The following is a 19,673-nucleotide window of genomic DNA, read 5'->3' as shown; positions in this document are numbered from 1 at the left end:
GTTACCCAATAGAAAAACCGCCCAAAAGTGTAAGGAGTTTCAAAAAATATTATAAAGTTCAAGCGGCTAACAAAGCGTTATGCCTTCCCACGAAAGCACAGCGCGACATACCGAGAACGGCCCGGGAAAATTTTTTGGAACTAGCTCAGAAAATCGCGCAACAGACTATTAAATCTGTCCGGCGCTTCCAGAAACACAAAGTGACTTCCCCCCTCGGAAGCTTCGATAATCTCTAGTCGCGAGCCTCTTATCTGCTTATGAATCCACTGTTGACACTCCACGGGATGGGGACTTGCCCTCCCAAAAATAATCAAAGTGGGTTTTTCAATACGGGGGATAAAATCCCGCCAATCGCGGGTAACATTGTCAACAAATAGGCGTGCCGCCAGTGCGCGGGGGAATTGTAAATTGACCGCAACCAACTCTTCCCTCTGTTGTGAAGTCATTGCAGGGGTCACCATGGACATCAAAATATCCCGGGTGGCCAGCTCTCCACCGGGTCCAATCAAACGGTTGGTAAACTGGTAGAGCCCGTTGGGTGTGATAATTGCCCCGGCATCCAAACACTGCTTTTCCGACCAGCCGGGATCGGCGAGAAGGGCAGCGGGTTCGTCGATAAAGATGAATTTTGAAACCAAGGAATCACCAAACATCTCCAGGTAATTCCAGATAACTGAGGCCCCGGCCGAATGACCGAGCAGGTAGAGTGGGTTTGGCCTTAGAGCCTCAATCAGCTCCTGCAGATCCTTGGCCAAACGCGCAACTCGATAACCATATGAGGGTTTATCAGAGAGGCCATGGCCGCGCATATCCAGTGCGATCACCCTCAGACGATCGCTCAATCCGGCGAGCTGATACTTGAACAGGGCAGCCCCTTGGGACCAGCCATGCAGAATTAATAGAGTGGGACCGGAACCTGCCTGCAGATAACGGAGAGTCACACCATCCGAAGTAGTAAATGCAAACTGCTCAGCAGGTTCATTCATAAGCCATCCGTGGCCATGTGGGATTTACTCTACGGTAACTGACTTAGCCAAGTTCCTCGGCTGATCTACATCGGTGCCCTTCAGTACCGCCACATGATAGCTAAGCAACTGCAAGGGTACTGTGTAGAGAATTGGCGCCAAGCTCTCTGGGGAATCCGGTACTTCAATCACGGTAACCCCCTCCTCACTAGCAAAGCCTGCTTTGGGGCTGGCAAAAACAAATAATTGGCCGCCACGTGCACGCACTTCCTGCAGATTAGATTTCAGCTTTTCCAGTAATTCATTATTTGGTGCCACAACAATTACTGGCATATCCGCATCTACCAGTGCTAGGGGGCCGTGCTTGAGTTCCCCAGCCGGATAAGCTTCGGCGTGAATATAGGAGATTTCCTTAAGCTTCAATGCCCCTTCCAGGGCAATTGGGAACTCGACACCACGTCCAAGGAACAGTGCGTGGTTTTTCTCTGCAAAAGCCTCGCTGCTGTGCTTAACCACCTTATCGAGATCCGTAAAGTCTTCCATCAGCTGCGGCAATTTATGCAGAGCTCCCACTAACTCCGCCTCTCGCTCAGATGAGAGGCCATTGGCCTTGGCCAAGGCAATACAGAATAATTGCAGGGCTACCAGCTGAGTGGTGAAGGCTTTTGTAGAGGCTACACCAATTTCCGGGCCTGCTTCAGTCATCAGGGACAATTCAGATTCACGCACCAGGGAACTGTTGGGTACGTTACAAATGGTCATGGAGGCCAGATAGCCGAGTTCCCGAGCCTGACGCAAAGCCGCCAGAGTATCGGCAGTTTCTCCAGACTGTGAAATGGTTACAAACAGGGTACCTGGACGTACTACCGTTTTACGGTAGCGCAACTCACTGGCCACCTCTACGGAACAGGGCACCCCGGCCCAATCCTCCAACCAATAGCGCGCAACCATACCCGCATGGTAGCTGGTACCACAGGCGACAATCTGCACCTGCTGCACCTGTGGCAAGATCTCTTGAGCGCGAGTACCCAGCGCCTGGGATAACACCGAGTGGTCACCAATACGTCCCGCCAGAGTTGCCGCCACAACTTCCGGCTGCTCAAAAATCTCTTTCTGCATATAGTGGCGATAGCGACCCTTGTCAGTTACGTCATGACCGCCATCGAGCTTGTGCACTGGACGACTAACTTCTTCCCCCTGCCTGTCCCGCACAGAAATACCGCTGCGACGCACCTCAGCAACATCGCCCTCTTCAAGGAAGATAAAGCGATCGGTAACCTGGCGTAAAGCCATAGGATCAGAGGCAATAAAATTTTCCTCAATACCAACACCTAAAACCAAAGGGCTGCCATAGCGCGCACAAGCCATAACTTCCGGCTCTTCACTGCTGATAACAGCGAGGGCGTAGGCCCCCTCAAGCATCTGTGTTGCTTTAGCTACGGCGTCCACCAGACTATGACCATCTTTACTCAGAGAGTGAATTAGATGTACGACCACCTCTGTATCAGTATCTGAGGCAAATTTATAACCTTTATCCTGCAACTCTGAACGCAATGCTTGGTGATTTTCAATAATACCGTTATGTACCAGAGCAATATGTCCAGACATATGTGGATGAGCGTTTTCATTGGATGGAACCCCGTGGGTGGCCCAGCGGGTGTGAGCAATCCCCTGATGGCCCTCAGCGGGCTCAGCTTGAAGCTTGGCTTCTAAGTCAGCAACCTTACCCAGACTCTTGCGCAACTGTAGTTCGCCATCATCACTGCGCAGGCAAACTCCCGCAGAGTCATAGCCGCGATATTCCAGGCGGCGCAATCCTTCTAGTAGAATTTCAGTTACATTGCGCTGCGCGAGGGCGCCAACAATTCCACACATGTTTATCTCCTAATAAATCAATTTCTTTTATTTAATTCTGCTGCTCATTTAGCTCTACTGGAGGCTGCAGCACGGATTACCTGCACTCCCAGACCCTCAAGCTGTTGCTGTGCATCGTCACTCAGGCCTGTATCAGTAACCAGGGTATCTACTTGCTCCCATGGCAGTTCCAGGTTTGGAATACGCCTGCCCACTTTGCTGGATTCAGCCAAGACCACGACTTCGCGAGCAACTTCTGCCATCACACGCGATAAACCAATCTGCTCGTTAAATGTGCAAGTACCGCGCTTCAGGTCTATTCCATCGGCTCCAATAAAGGCGCGGTCGAAGTCGTAATCTCGCAACACCTGCTCTGCCACCTTGCCCTGAAACGCCTCAAAATGGGGGTCCCAGGTGCCTCCAGTCATAAGCAGCGTCGGTTCGTTTTCCAGTTCACGCAAAGCATTAGCTACATGCAGGGAGTTGGTCATCACCACCAGGCCGCGCTTACGCTCCAGTTCAGGAATCATTGCCGCGGTGGTGCGGCCATAATCGATCACGATACGGTGGTGATCGGGAATAAGTGCCGCCGCTGCACGGCCGATCACACGCTTAACCTCTGAGGGCCCTTCCTCTACTACCAGTTCCCGTGGCACCGGGATGGCGCCTCCGCGGCGACGCAGTAGCAGCCCATGATTTTCCATAGCGGTAAGATCCTTTCGGATCGTAACCTCTGAAGTTTCGAAGCGTCGTGCTAACAGCTCGACACTAGCCTCTCCTGCCTCATTGAGAAGGCTCATGATGCCGTGTCGACGTTGCTGTGTATTGCGTTTAGACATAAATGGCTATCTTTCATTTCGAAACTTAAAGATAGCAAAACGAAAGATAAGTTCCCACATTATTTTTCCTCTCTGGTGATATTTACCGGAGAGTTATTGGGGGATGATTGCGTGATCAATATTTAGCGGGAAAGAGCCTGTAACATAGCCTGAAGAAAACGCGCTAATTCTCCACCTGTTACAGCTCTGTGATCAGCGCTGATTGAGAGAGGCAGCAGAGGGCGCATAGCTGGCCAGCGATCAATAATGACGACTCCCTGGCAAACCCGCCCAGCACCGACAATCGCTACCGTTGGGGGCAATACAACCGGAGTGGCGTAGCGGCCAGCAATAGTGCCGAAATTGGATAAAAGTATCGTCGCTCCCTGTAGATCGCTTTGTGCAATACCGGTTTCCCTGGCTTGGTGCTTAAAATCTGCAACCTGCTGCAATAGCTCTTCATCCGAGCGCCCCCCCACATCCCTAAGTACTGGAACAAATAGGCCCCTCGGGGAATCCACTGCCAATCCGATATTCACTCCCTTCTGGAGAGCCAGCTGACCTTCCTGGTAGAGAGCATTGAGGGTCGGTTCAACTGTACAAGCAGCTTGCACAGCACGTACCAATCGCAACAGGGCCGGCGCGCTGCCCCACCAGCTGGAGATATCTGCATCATCACACAAGGTAATTTGCATTACCTGGTCTCGCGCCCGGCTCATGGAAAGCCCCATAGCCCGCCGTGCCGGCGACATAATCGTCTCGGGCTGGCCCCCGGTTGCAGTACTTTTGCTGGGAGAGGAAGGCGGCGAGGATGGGCTAACTTTTCTGGCAATCTTCTCCCTGGAGCCTACCGCTGCAAGCACCTGGGATTCAGTCACCAGGGCACCGTTTTCTGAGAGTCGCTGCAAGTCCACCCCCAAACGCCGAGCCAAGGCACGCACCGAGGGTGTAGCCAGCCGCCTGGGGCCCTCTGAAAACCACTGCTCCGCGCTCAGGACATCTCGCCCCTGCTCCAACTTGCCGACAACTGTGCCACCATCAAGGTGGGAGCTAGGTTCTTCTGCAGCTTGAGCAGGCTCTTTAATCACACCAGGGGCTTCTTCAGAGCTCCCGGGCGATATCTCCTCACCCCCGATATCCTCACCAGCGGTGACAAACCCAACCAGGGGTTCGCCTACATTGACGGTTTCATCCTCGGCTGCAAACAGCTTCTCAATTCTGCCGCCCCAGGGAGCTGGCACCTCCACTAGCGCCTTGGCAGTCTCAACCGTCACCAGGCTTTCATGGGCGGCAATCGTATCTCCTTCACTAACATGCCACTCTCGCACAACCGCATCGGGCAACCCTTCACCAAGATCCGGCAGGGTGAAAACTTTCATACCGCACCTCCGTTGGCATAATCGAGTGCTTTGCGCACCGCAGCCAAAATTCTTGAGGCTCCCGGCAGATATTCATCCTCCAGTTGGAAGTACGGCATTACGGTATCGTAACCAGTGACACGCTGAACTGGAGCATGTAGCAGGTCGAAGGCATATTCGTTAATCTGCGCCACCACTTCAGCCCCCAGGCCACAAAATCTTGCAGCTTCATGTATAACCACACATCGGTGTGTTTTCTCCAGGGAGTCAATTACGGTGTGGATATCCAGTGGCTTTAAGGTGGCGGGATCAATCACCTCAGCTTCAATACCTTCTTCAGCGAGTTGCTCAGCAGCCTGTAAAGTTTCCTTGAGGGAGGCCCCCCATGAGATCAGAGTGACATCAGTACCCTCCCGTAAAACAAATGCTCGATCCAGTGGCAGAGCCTCACCGCTATCCGGTACTTCCTGGCGCGCCGCACGGTAAATGCGCTTCGGTTCAAGGAATACAACCGGGTCTGGATTGCGAATGGCCGCCAGTAACAACCCATAAGCCCGCGCCGGAGAGGAGGGCACGACTAAGCGCAATCCGGGAATATGGGCAAAAAGGGCCTCGGTGCTTTCCGAGTGATGTTCTGGAGCATGGATACCGCCACCGTAAGGTGCCCTATATACAATGGGGCAAGACAAGCGTCCGCGAGTGCGGTTTCGGTATCGACCAGCGTGGCTGAGGATATGGTCCAGTGCGGGATAGATAAATCCCATGAATTGGAACTCCGCCACGGGGCGCAATCCTTGGGCAGCCATACCAATGGCAATCCCTGCAATCATGGTTTCAGCCAAAGGCGTATCCAAAACCCTGGCACTTCCAAACCTATCCTGCAGCCCTTCAGTAGCTCGAAACACTCCACCGTTTACCCCCACATCCTCGCCGAACACCACCACCCTCTGATCCGCCTGCAATTCAAAGGCCAGAGCCTGTGTGATGGCTTCTACAAGCGTGATCTCGCCCATCAGTTTTCTCCCCGCAGTTGTTGATACTGCTCCAGAAAGGCCTCGGGCAGAGTTTCATAGAGGTGATCAAAGATCGCGGTAGCTGCATCCCTGGGAGTGTCCCGGTATTCCTGCACCGCCTTTTCCAGCGCCTGGTTCAGCTCCCTTTGCATTTCTTCTTCCTGGGAATCCCCCCAGAACCCATGAGCCTGCATATAGCTGCGTAAACGACGCAATGGCTCCCGTGACCAGGCTTCCTTCAGAGCCTGTTCTGGCTGGTAACGACTGGCATCATCAGCGGTGGTGTGATCGCATAAACGATAACTGACCGCCTCAACCATAGACGGACCCGCACCCCTGCGTGCTCGTTCCACGGCATCCCCGACAGCCTCTCGCACCGCAATCACATCATTTCCATCGACCTGTAAACTGGGTATGCCTGCAGCGATCGCTTTTTGCGCAAGGGTTTTACAAGCAGTCTGCTCGGAGCGGGGTAGGGAGATAGCCCACTGGTTATTATTGATCACCACCACCAGAGGCAGCTGCCAGTCTCCCGCAAGATTGATAGCCTCGTAGAAATCCCCACGCGATGTTGATCCGTCCCCACCAGTAGTAACAGCAACCCGCATAGGCTCACCAAGCTGTTCATGTTTGTATTTGAGGGCGAAAGCGACCCCAGCCCCATGCAGCATTTGTGTGGCGATGGGAACGCTTAGAGGCAGATCCTCACGGGCGTGGCGGAAGTTTTGACCGCGCTCATCCCCACCCCAAATAGCGTAGATTTCCTGAATAGTGACACCCCGCTCCAGCAGGGCGCCGGTTTCGCGGTAATTTGGGCAGTAGACATCCTCTTTTGCCATGGCTGCACCGACACCTACGCCAATAGCTTCCTGCCCAAGGCTGGACGGGTAGGTACCGAGCTGGCCTGTGCGCTGCATTTTTACCGCGCGATCGTCCACTAATCGGGCAAGGGCCATCTGGCGATAAAAAGCTACCAGGGTATCGGGGGTAGCAAAATCTGGTAGCGCCTGGGTCGTATGTCCACGTTCATCCAAATACTCTAACGAGGCAATATCAAAGCTGGCGAGCAGTTGCATTCTTGGCTTGTGCATCGGGCCATTCCTTGTGTTCCCGATGCGCAAGTTTAATGGATGGGTATCAGCACAGAGTGCGCGAGAAGGGATCCTCCGCCGGAATTCAATATCCCACCGGAGAATTCCTGAAAGATGGGGGTTGGCTAGCTCTTTTTGGTCGGACGCTGCCAACCATTGATATTACGCTGCTTGCCCCGAGCCACCGCCAGTTCTTCGCTGCCCACCTCACGGGTAATCGTTGAACCGGCACCCACAGTTGCGCCGCTGCCTACTTTTACTGGGGCTACCAGTGCAGTATTGGAGCCAATAAATGCCCCATCACCAATTTCTGTCAGCGATTTGTTCACACCATCGTAATTACATGTGATGGTGCCAGCACCGATATTCACAGCCTCACCTATAACCGCATCCCCGACATAGGAAAGGTGATTTATCTTACTGCCAACACCAACTTTCGCCTTTTTGGTTTCAACAAAGTTGCCCACTTTGGCACCGGCTGCCAGTTCTGTGCCTGGACGCAAACGAGCAAAGGGGCCTACGGTACAGGCTTCCCCCACTTCGGCATCCTCAATAATGGAGTTGGCCTCTACCCGGGTACCCTCTGCAAGATGACAATTCTTCAGCAAGCAGTTGGGACCAATTTGTACACCTTTCCCCAGAGTGACTCGCCCCTCAAAGATACAGTTAATATCGATAGAAACATCGGTATCGCACTCGAGACTACCGCGGATATCAATACGCGCTGGATCGAGCAGGGTAGTGCCAGCATTCATAAGGGCCAAAGCTCGACTGTGCTGTAAAGCCCGCTCCATTTGTGCCTGTTGCGAGCGACTGTTCACTCCGGAAACTTCCAGGACATCGCTGGCGCGCACGCCGGTTACTGCCATCTCCTCACTTACTGAACGAGCAATCACATCAGTCAGGTAATACTCTCCCTGCGCATTGTCACAGGAAAGCTCCGGAAGCCAACGGGATAACAACTCTGCCGGTGCAGCAAGAATACCGGTATTTACCTCGCGGATAGCGAGTGTATCCGCATCGGCATCCTTCTCCTCCACGATGGCGAGTACCCTGCCAGCCTCATCACGCACAATACGCCCATAACCGGCGGGATTGGCCATCTCCACAGAAAGTAATGCCGGGCCCTTGTCCGCCGCCGATAACAGCGACTGCAGAGTCCCTGATTTTACCAGCGGTACATCGCCGTATAGCACTAACACTGTGGCGCCCTCACGAAAATTTGGGATTGCCTGGGCAACGGCGTGGCCAGTACCCAATTGCTCTGCCTGCTCCACGAAATGAACGCCACTATCGGCGAAATGCTCCCGCACCATCTCAGCACCATGTCCGATCACCACTGTGATTTCCACTTCTCCCAACTGCCTGGCAGCCTCGATCACACGTCCCAACATGGGGATTCCGCCAATCGGATGTAGCACTTTGGGCAAATCTGAATGCATACGGGAGCCTTTACCCGCAGCCAAAATCACAACGTCGATAGTCATTTTGATTTGAAATCTCACTAATTTCGCTAAATTAAGGCTATTGTCTCCAGTCCTCCAGGCTAACTCAACCCAACCCGGCAGCCTGGCGCTCGGCGCATTGCGTTTGCCGCCGGGCAGTGATCCCGGTAATTTACCAACCGCAAAATCAATAACTTGCCCACTACAACAGAACAGTTAAAGCCATCGCCTTGCAAAGCGGTGGGGGGAAATTGTCCATGAATACAATCAAGCAGATAAAACCGAAGCGCCATCTATTGGCACTGACGGCCTTGGCACTGGCTTTGCCACTAGCGGCGACAGCAGAAAGCCCAAAGGAAGAGCAATCCTGGGATATCAACAAGCCGGCTTATGAATTTAAGCCAATCCAGCTGGATACCCGCGAGACTACCTGGAGCAACCTGGATATCAGCCCGGATGGCAAAACCATCCTCTTCGATATGCTCGGCGATATCTACACTGTGCCCGTCGCCGGTGGTGAAGCTGTAGCCTTGACCAATGAAATCGCCTGGAATATGCAGCCTCGCTTCAGCCCAGATGGCAAGACTATTGTGTTTATCAGCGACCGAGACGGCGCCGACAATATCTGGCTCATGGATCGCAATGGAGAAAACCTACGTCAGCTCACAACTGAAAAGGAAAACCTGCTGCACTCGCCGAATTGGAGTCCAGATGGCCAGTACCTGGTGGCACGCAAAGGATTTATGTCCGGGCGCAGTATCCCCGCCGGTGAGATCTGGATGTACCACTATGGTGGAGGTGAAGGCCGCCAACTGAAAGAGCGCATTGGTGGCGATATCGCCCAGAAAAACATTGCCGACCCGGCTTTCTCCCCAGATGGACGCTACGTCTATTACTCCATCGACACCACACCGGGTACCGTATGGGAATACAATAAGAACTCCACCAAGGAAATTTTTGCGATCAAGCGCTACGACCTGCAGGACGGTGAAGAGGAAACCTTTATCTCCGGCCCCGGCGGTGCAGTAGCTCCTGTACCCTCTCCAGACGGCAGCAAGCTGGCCTTTATCCGACGCCAGGACAACCAGACTTCCCTATTTCTGAAAGACCTTAACACCGGCCTCGAAACCCCGGTTTATTCCGGTCTTGAGCGCGACCTGCAGGAAATCTTCGGCCCGCACGGCAACTATGTGCAGTACGATTGGATGCCCGATGGCGAATCGCTGATCGTATGGACCGGCGGTAAATTCCTGCGCATTTCAATAAACGGTGACAGCGTCGCGCCAATTGAAGCCCATGTGAAGGTAGAGAAGCAGGTCGCCGACGCGGTACGCTTCCCTGTCGAAGTGGCCCCTGAAACCTTCGATGTGAAGATGATTCGCTGGGCGCAAAAGTCTCCCAACGGCAAGCAGGTCGCTTTCCAGGCCTTGGGCAAGATTTATATCCAGGATATCGACAGCGGTGAGCACCGCCGCCTGACTCGCCAAAATGACCACTTTGAGTTCTACCCCAGCTGGTCCCGCGACGGCCGCGAGATTACCTATGTCACCTGGGATGACCAAAAACTTGGCCATGTACGCGTGGTTTCCGCTCGTAACGGTCGCGGCAAAAACATCACCGAACAACGCGGTCTATACGTAGAGCCAACTTTCTCCCCCAGCGGTGATACGGTGGCTTATCGTCGCTTTACCGGCGGCTACCTGCTGAGCCCCGAATACTCATTAGAGCCGGGTATCTATCTTGCAGACGCCGATGGTGACTGGCAGCGACGGGTCGTGAAGTCTGGCTATGAGCCGCATTTCGGCGCCACCGATGACCGTATTTACTTCTCTGAATACGTTGGCGCCAACGGTGGTAAGCGTGTGTTGAAGAGCACCAACTTGGAAGGCAAAGATGAGCGCGAGCACCTCCACGGGGCGGAGATCACCTCCTTCCGACTGTCCCCGGACGGCAAGTGGGTCGCCTTCACCCAGGACTTCAGAGCCTTCGTTGCTCCCTTTATGCACACCGGCAAGTCCGAGGTGATCGGCCCCGACAGCAAAGCGGTTAAAGTCACCCAGGTATCCAAGCGCGCCGGTGAAAACCTGCACTGGTCCGCCGATAGCGAAACCTTGGGCTGGGCTCACGGACCTAAGTTGTTCGAACGCGAACTTAAGGATGCCTTCGAGTTTGTCGCCGGTGCCCCTGAGGCGCTGCCAGAACCGGTCTCCGAAGGTATTGACCTGAGCTTTGAGCAACCCTTCGACAATCGCGCAGGTCTCGTTGCCCTGACCGGCGGCAAAGTCGTCACTATGCGCGATGCGGAGAACACCCGTGAAATTATCGAGGATGGCGTGGTTCTGTTCCGGGGCAACCGCATTGTCGCAGTGGGTCCGGCAGCAGAAGTGGAAATCCCCGCTGAAGCGAAGCGCATTGATATTACCGGCAAAACCGTATTGCCTGGACTGATTGACGCCCATGCCCACGGTGCCCAAGGGCGCGAAGAAATTATCCCGCAGCAGAACTGGAATCTGTTCTCCAGCCTGGCATTTGGCGTGACCACCATTCACGACCCCTCCAATGACAGCAGCGAGATCTTCTCCGCCGCAGAAATGCAAAAGGCCGGCCTGATTACCGGGCCGCGTATTTTCTCTACCGGCACCATCCTCTACGGCGCCAAAGGCCCGGGCTACAAAGCCAAAATCAACTCTCTGGAAGATGCCCAGTTCCATGTGAACCGCCTAAAAGAAATGGGCGCCATCTCGGTGAAGAGCTACAATCAGCCCCGCCGCGACCAGCGCCAGCAGGTGCTGCAGGCAGCTCGCGAAGCCGGCATTATGGTGGTGCCCGAGGGCGGCGGTAAGTACCAACACAATATGAATATGATTGTGGATGGGCATACCGGTATCGAGCACTCACTGCCAATCGCCAATGTTTACGGCGATGTGGAACAACTGTGGAGCCAAACCCAGGTGGGTTATACGCCGACTTTCGTCGTGGCCTACGGCGGTCTCTGGGGTGAGGAGTATTGGTATGACCGTACCGAAGTATGGAAAAACGAGCGCCTGACCCGCTTTACCCCCGACTTTATCGTTAACCCTCGTTCTATCCGTCGCCCCACTGCGCCAGATGCCCACTACAACCACTTTAATGTGGCCCGCCAGGCCAAGCAGCTGCGCGATGAAGGTGTCACCGTACATATCGGCGCCCACGGCCAGCGCGAAGGACTAGGGGCGCACTGGGAGATGTGGATGATGGAGCAGGGCGGTTTTACCCCCTGGGAAGCCTTCCGCGCCGGTACCATCGACGGCGCTCGCTACCTGGGTATGGATAGCGATATCGGTAGTATCGAAGCAGGAAAGCTAGCTGACCTGATCGTGATTGATGGCAATCCATTGGACAATCTACGCCTGTCCGAAAACATTACCTATACGGTAATTAATGGCCGTGTGTTCGAAGCGGAAACCATGAACGAAGTCGGTGCTGGCGAACGCTTGGCATTCTTCCACGAACGCCTGCCTATCAGTGCGATGCCTGCTCCTACTGCGAAAGCGGTAGAAGAAAAAATGGAGCGCCACCACTGGGTGCACTGATCTCAACCATATACTGAGGTGTTAACAAAAGGCCGGGAAACATCCCCGGCCTTTTTATTTGGCTTGAAATTATATTATTTAGATCGCCTGCGCCCTCCCAACTTGTGCCAGAGAATGGCACGGTACATTGCTACAGGAAGCCGAAAGATTCCCGTGACTAACCACCAGAATGACTCGTAGATGGCAATGGTCTGATCTGCCAAAGGGTGATCCCGCTCAAGCCGTTCGGGATAGTGGTCATGTCGTAACACCCCACGATTAAACAAAAACCCTCTTACAGGTTTACTAATTCGCCAACTAAATGATTTTGTCAAGCGGGTCAGGTTATCAGCGAGATAGCTTTCAGATGGAATCTTTTGGTTTGTCATTAATTCGAAGTAATGAGCTTTGGACTGATTCTCAATCTGCCAATCATTATTAAAATCCGGCGGTGACAGCCAGTCACTTCCCTGGAACCCGTTCATCGTACGTAAATCCAATGTGTACTTAGGAATAGATTCCTGATTTTTTATTATAGATTTTGAAATATAATACACATCTGCATTCATCCGATCCGGATTTTTCAACTCTCTTTCCAGCCTTTTCTTGAAGCCAGCTCGAAACTTAAAATGGAAAAGATATGCACAGTTATCACTTAAGGGTATCGGAGTACACGCATGTGTTGAACGTATATATTGAAAATCTGGTCGCCAATACACAAGGGGTATTTTATAGGATTTTACAAAATAGTTGGAAATGCCTGATATCTGTGCTCTGGCTCTAGAGCGAATCTCAAAGAAAGGGAAAGCCTGTATACGCTTCTTTATATAACTTTTATATGGAACACAATTAGGAGCTATAGCCATCAACTCAGCAAGAGTTTCTGCATTAGTAGGATCTCCCTGTAAATTATCACTAAAAAAATCGATCAGTGGTGTATATAGGGCAAAAGCCAACTCCTTTTGCATACAGCGGGTGGTCTGATCCAATGAAACTTGATTGCTTTTTGCAGGTAACTGAAGAAACTCATCGGCATCAACTACAAGGGTCCACTTTCCCAAACAATATTCCTTGGCGATTTTATTAACCCAATCAACCCCTGCATTAGCCTGAGGGTAACCTCCATCAACCGTATAAAGTTGAACATCTTTCTGTTTCAATAAATAATCAATGGAATTATCAGTGCTACCAGTATCTACCAAGTGAAAACATGTAACGCCTAAAGAACGATAATGATGAAGAAATACGGGTAAGATATCTAGCTCGTCTCGGAAAACACAAATGAGTGGGAAAGTAGTGTCTTTTGCTGCTTCTATAAGCTTAATGGACTTCAAACTTTCACCCTGACGAATTTACGCAATCTTCGCATCGTTTTCTGTATAATACCCGGCTTATACTTCGCAGCTTTAGCTTTATTGTTTTCTTTCTGCTGTTTTCTAAACAATAGAAGACTTTTGTCCTCAGAATCCAATCCTTTTAAATAAGGGCTAATTTGACGGAATTCCCCCTCCTCTTGGAAATGGTTCCTCTCTTTCATAGAATTTTTACTGGTTCGATAGTAATATAATGGGTCTGGGTAGTAAGATATCTTTACCTTTTCAAAAATTAGCTTGCTATAAAACTCAATATCATCTTTCCCGGTTCTATATCTCTCTGTATAACCTCCATATTTTTTGAAAAGGGAAGTTTTTATTAAGCAAGTTGCATCCCCAACAATATTCACCTTAGTCGCCCAAGCTTTAGCTGGCCCCATAAAACGAATTTGGGTTCCGAGTTTACTCTCAGCTGTATTTGGTTCTCCTGCACCACTAAATCTAATAGAACTACAAGTTAAGCAATCAATACCTGAAAAGATTGCCGCACGGACTAACTTGTCTACCATATCTTGCATCATGACATTATCATCATCAAAAAACAGAAGATAGTCACCATTGGCATTCCTTGCTGCAGTATTCCGCGCAGCACCTACATATCTGTTTTCCTGATAAATAAATTGCCAACCCCTATCTTTATAGCGGTCTTCAAAAATCTTGAGAGCTTTCAATGTATTATCAGAAACACTACCGTCATCGACAATAATTACTTCAACATTTTTATAACTTTGTCTATCTATACTATTTAAGGCCTGATCAAGAAGATCTGGTCTCTCGTAGTGAGTTACGCATATTGAAATAAGAGGTAAAACAGTGGTAGATTTAGTCTTTTTAATTGAAACTAGATGCTCTTGGCCATGCCACTGTTCCCAGACTTTAATAGATTTACTCAACCTTTCATGCTTTATACCTGGACAAGGAAGCTCCTTTATATGAACTGCCAGTTTATTTGCAAGGGAAATATGGTTGGGTTTAAAAAGTATTTTTTCAACACTCTTTTTATCTAGTAACTCGGATGTGCCACCGGTGTCCGCCGCAATAAATGGTATACGAGCAGCAAGACATTCGTATACTGCAATGGGCGAGTTCTCCAACAAAGCAGGGATAATAGCTAGGCGTCCATCTCCACTCAGATATTCTACAGCTTCCAGCGAGTTAAAATTACTTCTATATTCTATTTTAGTTTTCCAGTTACCTTGATTTTCCTCAATAAATTTGCGAGCATCAAAGCGATGAGAAAGTCCGCCTAAAAAAGTTATTTTTGGCAGCTTTATTCCCTTTACAGAAAGAGTATTAAGAGCATTTACAAATAATATAATTCCCTTCCGAGGTTCTAAACGCCCAAAGAACACCCACTCTCGAGTAACCGATATAATTTTACTGGTATTTTTTTTGCTATCTGGCATCAGGTCATCGATAAAGACATTCGGCCAATAAAAGCTTCGCTCAGGAAGATTATATTTATTTCTTACCATCCATTGAAAAAGGTGGTTGCTGCCACAAATAAGCGTATCCGCCATTTCAGCACTTTTACGCTCCATAAAAACCCAACCGAGCTGCCGTTCCTCCTTAAGGAACTGTTGATTTCCCTCAGCAGACCATAGCGTAGGAGAGGATCCCTTTACAGCAAAATGCATATTCTGAAATGCAATACCAAGTTTCTTAGCCAGTAGAGCGATATATGCCATGCCTCGCCACTCTGAAACATGGACAACATCAAAACAATTTTCGTGTTGCTTAAGCCATTCATAAGCTGCATATGGCATTGCCATAGTTCGAGCCATTGCAGTTTTTGCAAGAATTTGCGGGGCGATACTAAAAAAATCAATATTATATTTTTCAAAAAAACTCTTGGTTCTTTGCATCTTTATAGGGTTTTTTGCTAAGCCATTTACAAAGCAAATAGTAACTTTATGCCCAGAACGCTGTAAGAAAACGGCCAGATGATAATAAGCGGTTCCTATGCCTCCATTTTTTATTGGGCCAAAAATATCTTCTGTTATTATGCAGATACGCCTTAACCTCAGGGTATCGTCAAATTTGATATCCTGATGAAGTTCTTTCATTATATGGCGGCCTTACATCGCTACTAACATTTGCTTGAGGTAACGTAGACGCCCATTTCTCAAAATTAACCCATTTTCCTTTACACGTATCGTAATTTCAGAGTTTTCTTGCTTAATATCAGGGGTTAATGCAAACCTAAAACCATACCAAGCCAGCTTTGGATTCCTCGTACCAAATCGCTCAATATAACGGTTAGCAGTAGCCTCTGCGATCACAGTTCCATTAAGTTCCAAAACAACAACTAGATTACGTGTTATGTTGCTTCTGTCCCAAGCCCAACCCTCTATAGAACGAGGATCAATTGCAAAAAGTTCACGGGGTGGGATTGATCCCTTGATTGGAGAGCCTGTATACCCCTTCATTAAACGTTGTAGAGTTGTACCAGACTTTTGCATTAACATCTGGAAGCTGAACCTTGATTTAACCCCATGCTCTTCCGCTTTATTTTGATCATAAATAATTTTGGCAAAATCATGTTCAGAATCAGATACTTCTATAGAGTGCTTATCACTATTCACTTCACTGACTTCAGTTCCTTCCAAGTGATTAAATTCACCATTTTCTGAACTATATTGGTGCATTTCACCAGAATTTAACTCATCAAAATTAGATTGTTCATTTTTAGAGAAAAGGCTCCAGCTTAACTTTTGATTAAATAGTTCTTCAACAGCCAGTTCATTTAAAATAGGGCTCCCAGAAATTGCTGCAAAAACATTTTTTGATAACTTAATAACCCGAATAAATCGGGTATAACTCATTTCATTTTCTTCTAAAATGAATTTAATATTAAAACGTTCCCCTTCCTCCCAGCTATCAGGTATAAGAAACCTATGTAAAGTCAGATCATCTTCTTTTTTTTCAAAAGAAATCGACTGGCTCTCTCCATTTACTATAAGCTGTCTTTTTCCTATACCATTTGCAACACAAAGCAGATGAGAATTCCTTTCATCTAAGCCAACGACAACTCTTGGATTCCGATTTTTCATCTTTCTAGGTCTATCGGCGTGCACAAGCCATACAGCTTCTTCCTCATGTCGTTGTTTATCTCGATAAAGTGCTGGTTTCAGTCTCGATCCAACTACTTGTGATCCAGGAAGAAGAGCAAGCTTCCGGTAAGCTATGTTTTCGTTTTCTATCAAAGGCATTGAGCGAAGATATATTGAATTGGCATTATGCTGAGAATCTTCAAGCTCCTCTAAGTAACATTCACTCTCTAAATAGCATTCAGGAATTACCATTAACTCCAGTCCGTAATCCTTACTTGCCCTTAAAATATACTCTTGCAGCAAACCATAACGAATATCATATGGTAGTAAATCTCCAACCTTGACAGATACAGCTTTAGGAATGCAGACAACATTCGTTCCGATAGAGTTTCCAAATGATATTTCTGAAACAATATCACTTCCAATTGGCATTACAATTTTGTTGTCAGGGAGAGAAAGGAAACTTGTAATAAGATAATTCTGTCCTAGCAAGAGAGTCTTGCGTAATGCTGTACAAAATCCTAAAACAAATCTTGACGCTGTACCATCACATAATATACAAGCATCGGAGTTGCTCTCCTTTAAGCTGCAATCAAACGCAATGCCCGCAGGAAAGCCGATAAAATCAATAACTTTTGAGTCTATGCCCGATTCTTGGAGTAAATCACAGGCCTGTATTGCAATTTCCTCCAAGGCCGGGTCAATTATTATAAATTTGACAGAGTCAGGTTTATCACTTATCAAGGATTCCGCAAATTCTATCGTATTACTCGCTTCACGCAACAAGACCAATACTTCTAAACGTGGTGTTACGGCCTCATTAATGACCTCTGGTTCCTCGGGTTTAATATTTATAGCTTTGCAAATGGCATCACTACCTTGATACTCAGCAAACAAATCAGCAAGATAAGCATGAAATCCATACCACACATCTAGATTTTTTTTATTGTCAAAGCTGCTATGAGCCACTCTATGTCCATTTTCAAGAACTTTACTTAATCTCTCAGCGAGCTCATGGGCGTATGGAGCGATAAGACAAGTATCATGGTCTTCTACATTTATAAGTTCAGGTGTGCCACCAACACGAGTGGCTATAAAGGGAATATTATTTTCTAAAGCCTCATATACAGCCATGGTGGAATTTTCAATTAGCGAAGGCATAATAGCTATCATATCTCTAGAACATAAAAAAGACAGAGCCTCCGGTTGATTACAATCCGTTATGCAATTAACTTCAAAGCTCCATGACAAAGCTTTTCGTTCGATATAATCTGAAACCTTCTCATTTTTCTGATTGGGGAGTGCCTCACCATACTTACCAAGAAAATTCACCTTGGCTGGTGGATTCCCAGCACGTTCTAGAAGGTCAAGTGCATTGCAGAAAAGTTCAATACCTTTTCGCATCTCTAGCCGACCAAAGAAAGTTAGTTCCTGGGTTTTAACAAGGTCACCAGGCTTTCTATCAGAGCGTAGATCATCTACATGTACTTCGGAAAAATCTAAGATATTTGGTTGTACATAGGAAGCATATGGAAGTTTATAACCAACATAACGCATAAAACAAAGTAAGTGAGCACTACCGCCAATGACCATATCAGCGAACTCAACACATTTCTGTTCGGCAAAACTTGCCGGTAGAAGCTCCCTCTTTGAGATAGGCTGCATCTGATAGTGGCGATTCCAAAGATGCGGGGAAGAGGTTTTAACAATAAATAAAGTTTCCTGAAACGCCAGCCCCAATTTCTTCGCCATAAGTGCATAGATCAATCCTCCACGCCACTCTGAGGTATGAACAACATGAAACCGATCTTGTTCTGCCAACCACCGGTAAGCCGCACTATATCGTCTCTGCCAATTTTGTGAGGGACCTATGATCGTCTCTTCTGCGTGAGCCAAGTAGTGAAGGGATACCCCAAAGCTGGAAAAATGCTCTATCCAATGTTCAGGCGTTTCGTTTTCAACTTTTTCCCCTTTTAAATAGAGCACATGTACTTCATGGCCATGAGCGGCCAAGCCCTTTGCTAAATGGTAATAAGTTGAAGCGATACCCCCATTCCTTACTGGCCCTAAAATTTCTTCTGTTGCAATACAGACACGAAGTTTATTATCCGATTCAATGCCGGCATAGGCGTTGAGATCAGGAAATTCTTCGACTGCAAATTTATCAATCTGCATTCTCTAGAACCCTCTGATTAAGTCTACCTACTACCGTATTTTCATTATCGATAAAATAGTTCCAGGTTTCTTTGATACCACTTACAAGTTCTGTGCCTGGTAAAAATCCTAGATGCTGCTTTGCTTTGGAAATATCAGTAAAATTGTGACGAACTTCTCCAACTCTGAATCCATGGTAAACTAATTTTAAATTATCATTTTCACCAGTAATCTGTTTTAGCAAAGAGATAATTTCGTTCACAGAAGTTGGCCTTCCACTACCGAGCTGAAAAACTCCACTTTGCCTTGCTTCTAATGCCTTTATAATGCCCTGACATAAATCACCGACAAAGATAAAATCTCGTGTTTGACTACCATCACCATAAATTTCGCAAGGCTCTCTTTTTAAAATTCTTTTCATAAAAGCCGCTATAACGCTACCTTTATGTAAAGAAAGTGGGCCATAGACATTCGAAAATCTTAGAGACGTAATAGTAAGCCCATAACTTTGAGTATATGCGGAGCAGTAGGCCTCCGCCGCGGCCTTAGATGCACCATATGCTGACGACGGGTTTATGGGCATTAACTCATGTACTGGTGGTACAACGTCTCCGATAATAGCACCGCCGGTTGAGGCATTAACAAGACACTTAACACCCTTTCTGCGCATAGCTTCCAGAATATTTACGGTTCCTTGAACATTTACCTCAAAATTATGGGCAGGATTTTTTATTGAATCGATAACTCCCGTGTCAGCTGCTAAATGGACGATGGCATCAACACCTGCTACTGCTTCGTCTACGGTTTTTTGGTCTCTTATATCTCCCCTAATAAAATGATGGGGATACCGGGATAATGAAGTAATACTCCCGGTAACCTCATTATCCAAGACCAGAATTTCATCATATAAACCCATCTCACTCAGGATTTTGATCAAATTCGAGCCAATGAAACCGCAACCACCAGTAATAAGGATGCGCTTAGGCATAACTTTAGCC

Annotated in this window: 12 protein-coding genes; 1 reads left to right on the top strand and 11 read right to left on the bottom strand. The window is 48.4% G+C overall.

Annotated features, from left to right (window positions below; genetic code table 11):
* Positions 1-140: 140 nt before the first annotated feature.
* The 7 genes from ABWV76_RS09730 to glmU form a co-directional block, all read right to left on the bottom strand.
* Positions 141-986: an alpha/beta fold hydrolase gene (locus ABWV76_RS09730; protein WP_353375860.1), complete on the bottom strand. Its 846-nt coding sequence runs from the start codon at positions 984-986 to the stop codon at positions 141-143.
* Positions 987-1,010: 24 nt separating this feature from the next.
* The gene (glmS, locus tag ABWV76_RS09725; protein WP_353375859.1) at positions 1,011-2,840 is read right to left on the bottom strand and encodes a glutamine--fructose-6-phosphate transaminase (isomerizing); all 1,830 of its coding nucleotides are present in this window, start codon (positions 2,838-2,840) and stop codon (positions 1,011-1,013) included.
* Between the two features lie 44 nt (positions 2,841-2,884).
* A complete protein-coding gene (locus tag ABWV76_RS09720) occupies positions 2,885-3,658 on the bottom strand; it encodes a DeoR/GlpR family DNA-binding transcription regulator (protein WP_026305148.1) in 774 nt (257 codons plus the stop codon).
* A 122-nt stretch (positions 3,659-3,780) separates the two neighbouring features.
* Positions 3,781-5,016: a dihydrolipoamide acetyltransferase family protein gene (locus ABWV76_RS09715; RefSeq protein WP_353375858.1), complete on the bottom strand. Its 1,236-nt coding sequence runs from the start codon at positions 5,014-5,016 to the stop codon at positions 3,781-3,783.
* The gene (locus tag ABWV76_RS09710) at positions 5,013-6,008 is read right to left on the bottom strand and encodes an alpha-ketoacid dehydrogenase subunit beta (RefSeq protein ID WP_282952060.1); all 996 of its coding nucleotides are present in this window, start codon (positions 6,006-6,008) and stop codon (positions 5,013-5,015) included. The genes ABWV76_RS09715 and ABWV76_RS09710 overlap by 4 nt, the downstream gene beginning before the upstream one ends.
* Positions 6,008-7,099 carry a pyruvate dehydrogenase (acetyl-transferring) E1 component subunit alpha gene (gene pdhA / locus ABWV76_RS09705; RefSeq protein ID WP_020413913.1) on the bottom strand — a complete coding sequence of 364 codons (1,092 nt, stop codon included), beginning with the start codon at positions 7,097-7,099 and terminating at the stop codon, positions 6,008-6,010. Before pdhA ends, ABWV76_RS09710 begins: the two co-directional genes overlap by 1 nt.
* A gap of 125 nt (positions 7,100-7,224) precedes the next feature.
* The gene (glmU, locus tag ABWV76_RS09700; RefSeq protein WP_353375857.1) at positions 7,225-8,586 is read right to left on the bottom strand and encodes a bifunctional UDP-N-acetylglucosamine diphosphorylase/glucosamine-1-phosphate N-acetyltransferase GlmU; all 1,362 of its coding nucleotides are present in this window, start codon (positions 8,584-8,586) and stop codon (positions 7,225-7,227) included.
* 215 nt (positions 8,587-8,801) lie between these two features.
* Between glmU and ABWV76_RS09695 the strand changes: the two genes are divergently transcribed.
* Positions 8,802-12,116 (top strand): amidohydrolase family protein, encoded by a 3,315-nt coding sequence (locus ABWV76_RS09695; RefSeq protein ID WP_353375856.1) that lies wholly within the window; start codon positions 8,802-8,804, stop codon positions 12,114-12,116.
* 74 nt (positions 12,117-12,190) lie between these two features.
* On the opposite strand, the gene ABWV76_RS09690 is transcribed toward ABWV76_RS09695, so the two are convergent.
* From ABWV76_RS09690 to ABWV76_RS09675, 4 genes are read right to left on the bottom strand one after another with little or no spacing between them, the layout of a single operon-like run.
* The gene (locus ABWV76_RS09690; protein ID WP_211214935.1) at positions 12,191-13,429 is read right to left on the bottom strand and encodes a glycosyltransferase family 2 protein; all 1,239 of its coding nucleotides are present in this window, start codon (positions 13,427-13,429) and stop codon (positions 12,191-12,193) included.
* Positions 13,426-15,534 carry a glycosyltransferase gene (locus ABWV76_RS09685; RefSeq protein ID WP_353375855.1) on the bottom strand — a complete coding sequence of 703 codons (2,109 nt, stop codon included), beginning with the start codon at positions 15,532-15,534 and terminating at the stop codon, positions 13,426-13,428. Before ABWV76_RS09685 ends, ABWV76_RS09690 begins: the two co-directional genes overlap by 4 nt.
* 12 nt (positions 15,535-15,546) lie before the next feature.
* Positions 15,547-18,696 carry a glycosyltransferase family 4 protein gene (locus tag ABWV76_RS09680; RefSeq protein ID WP_353375854.1) on the bottom strand — a complete coding sequence of 1,050 codons (3,150 nt, stop codon included), beginning with the start codon at positions 18,694-18,696 and terminating at the stop codon, positions 15,547-15,549.
* Positions 18,686-19,663: an SDR family NAD(P)-dependent oxidoreductase gene (locus ABWV76_RS09675; protein WP_353375853.1), complete on the bottom strand. Its 978-nt coding sequence runs from the start codon at positions 19,661-19,663 to the stop codon at positions 18,686-18,688. Before ABWV76_RS09675 ends, ABWV76_RS09680 begins: the two co-directional genes overlap by 11 nt.
* Between the last annotated feature and the right edge of the window lie 10 nt (positions 19,664-19,673).

Source organism: Microbulbifer sp. NBRC 101763 (genome assembly GCF_040371615.1).
GTDB classification, from domain to species: domain Bacteria; phylum Pseudomonadota; class Gammaproteobacteria; order Pseudomonadales; family Cellvibrionaceae; genus Microbulbifer; species Microbulbifer variabilis.
This window is presented reverse-complemented; position numbering and strand designations above follow the sequence as displayed.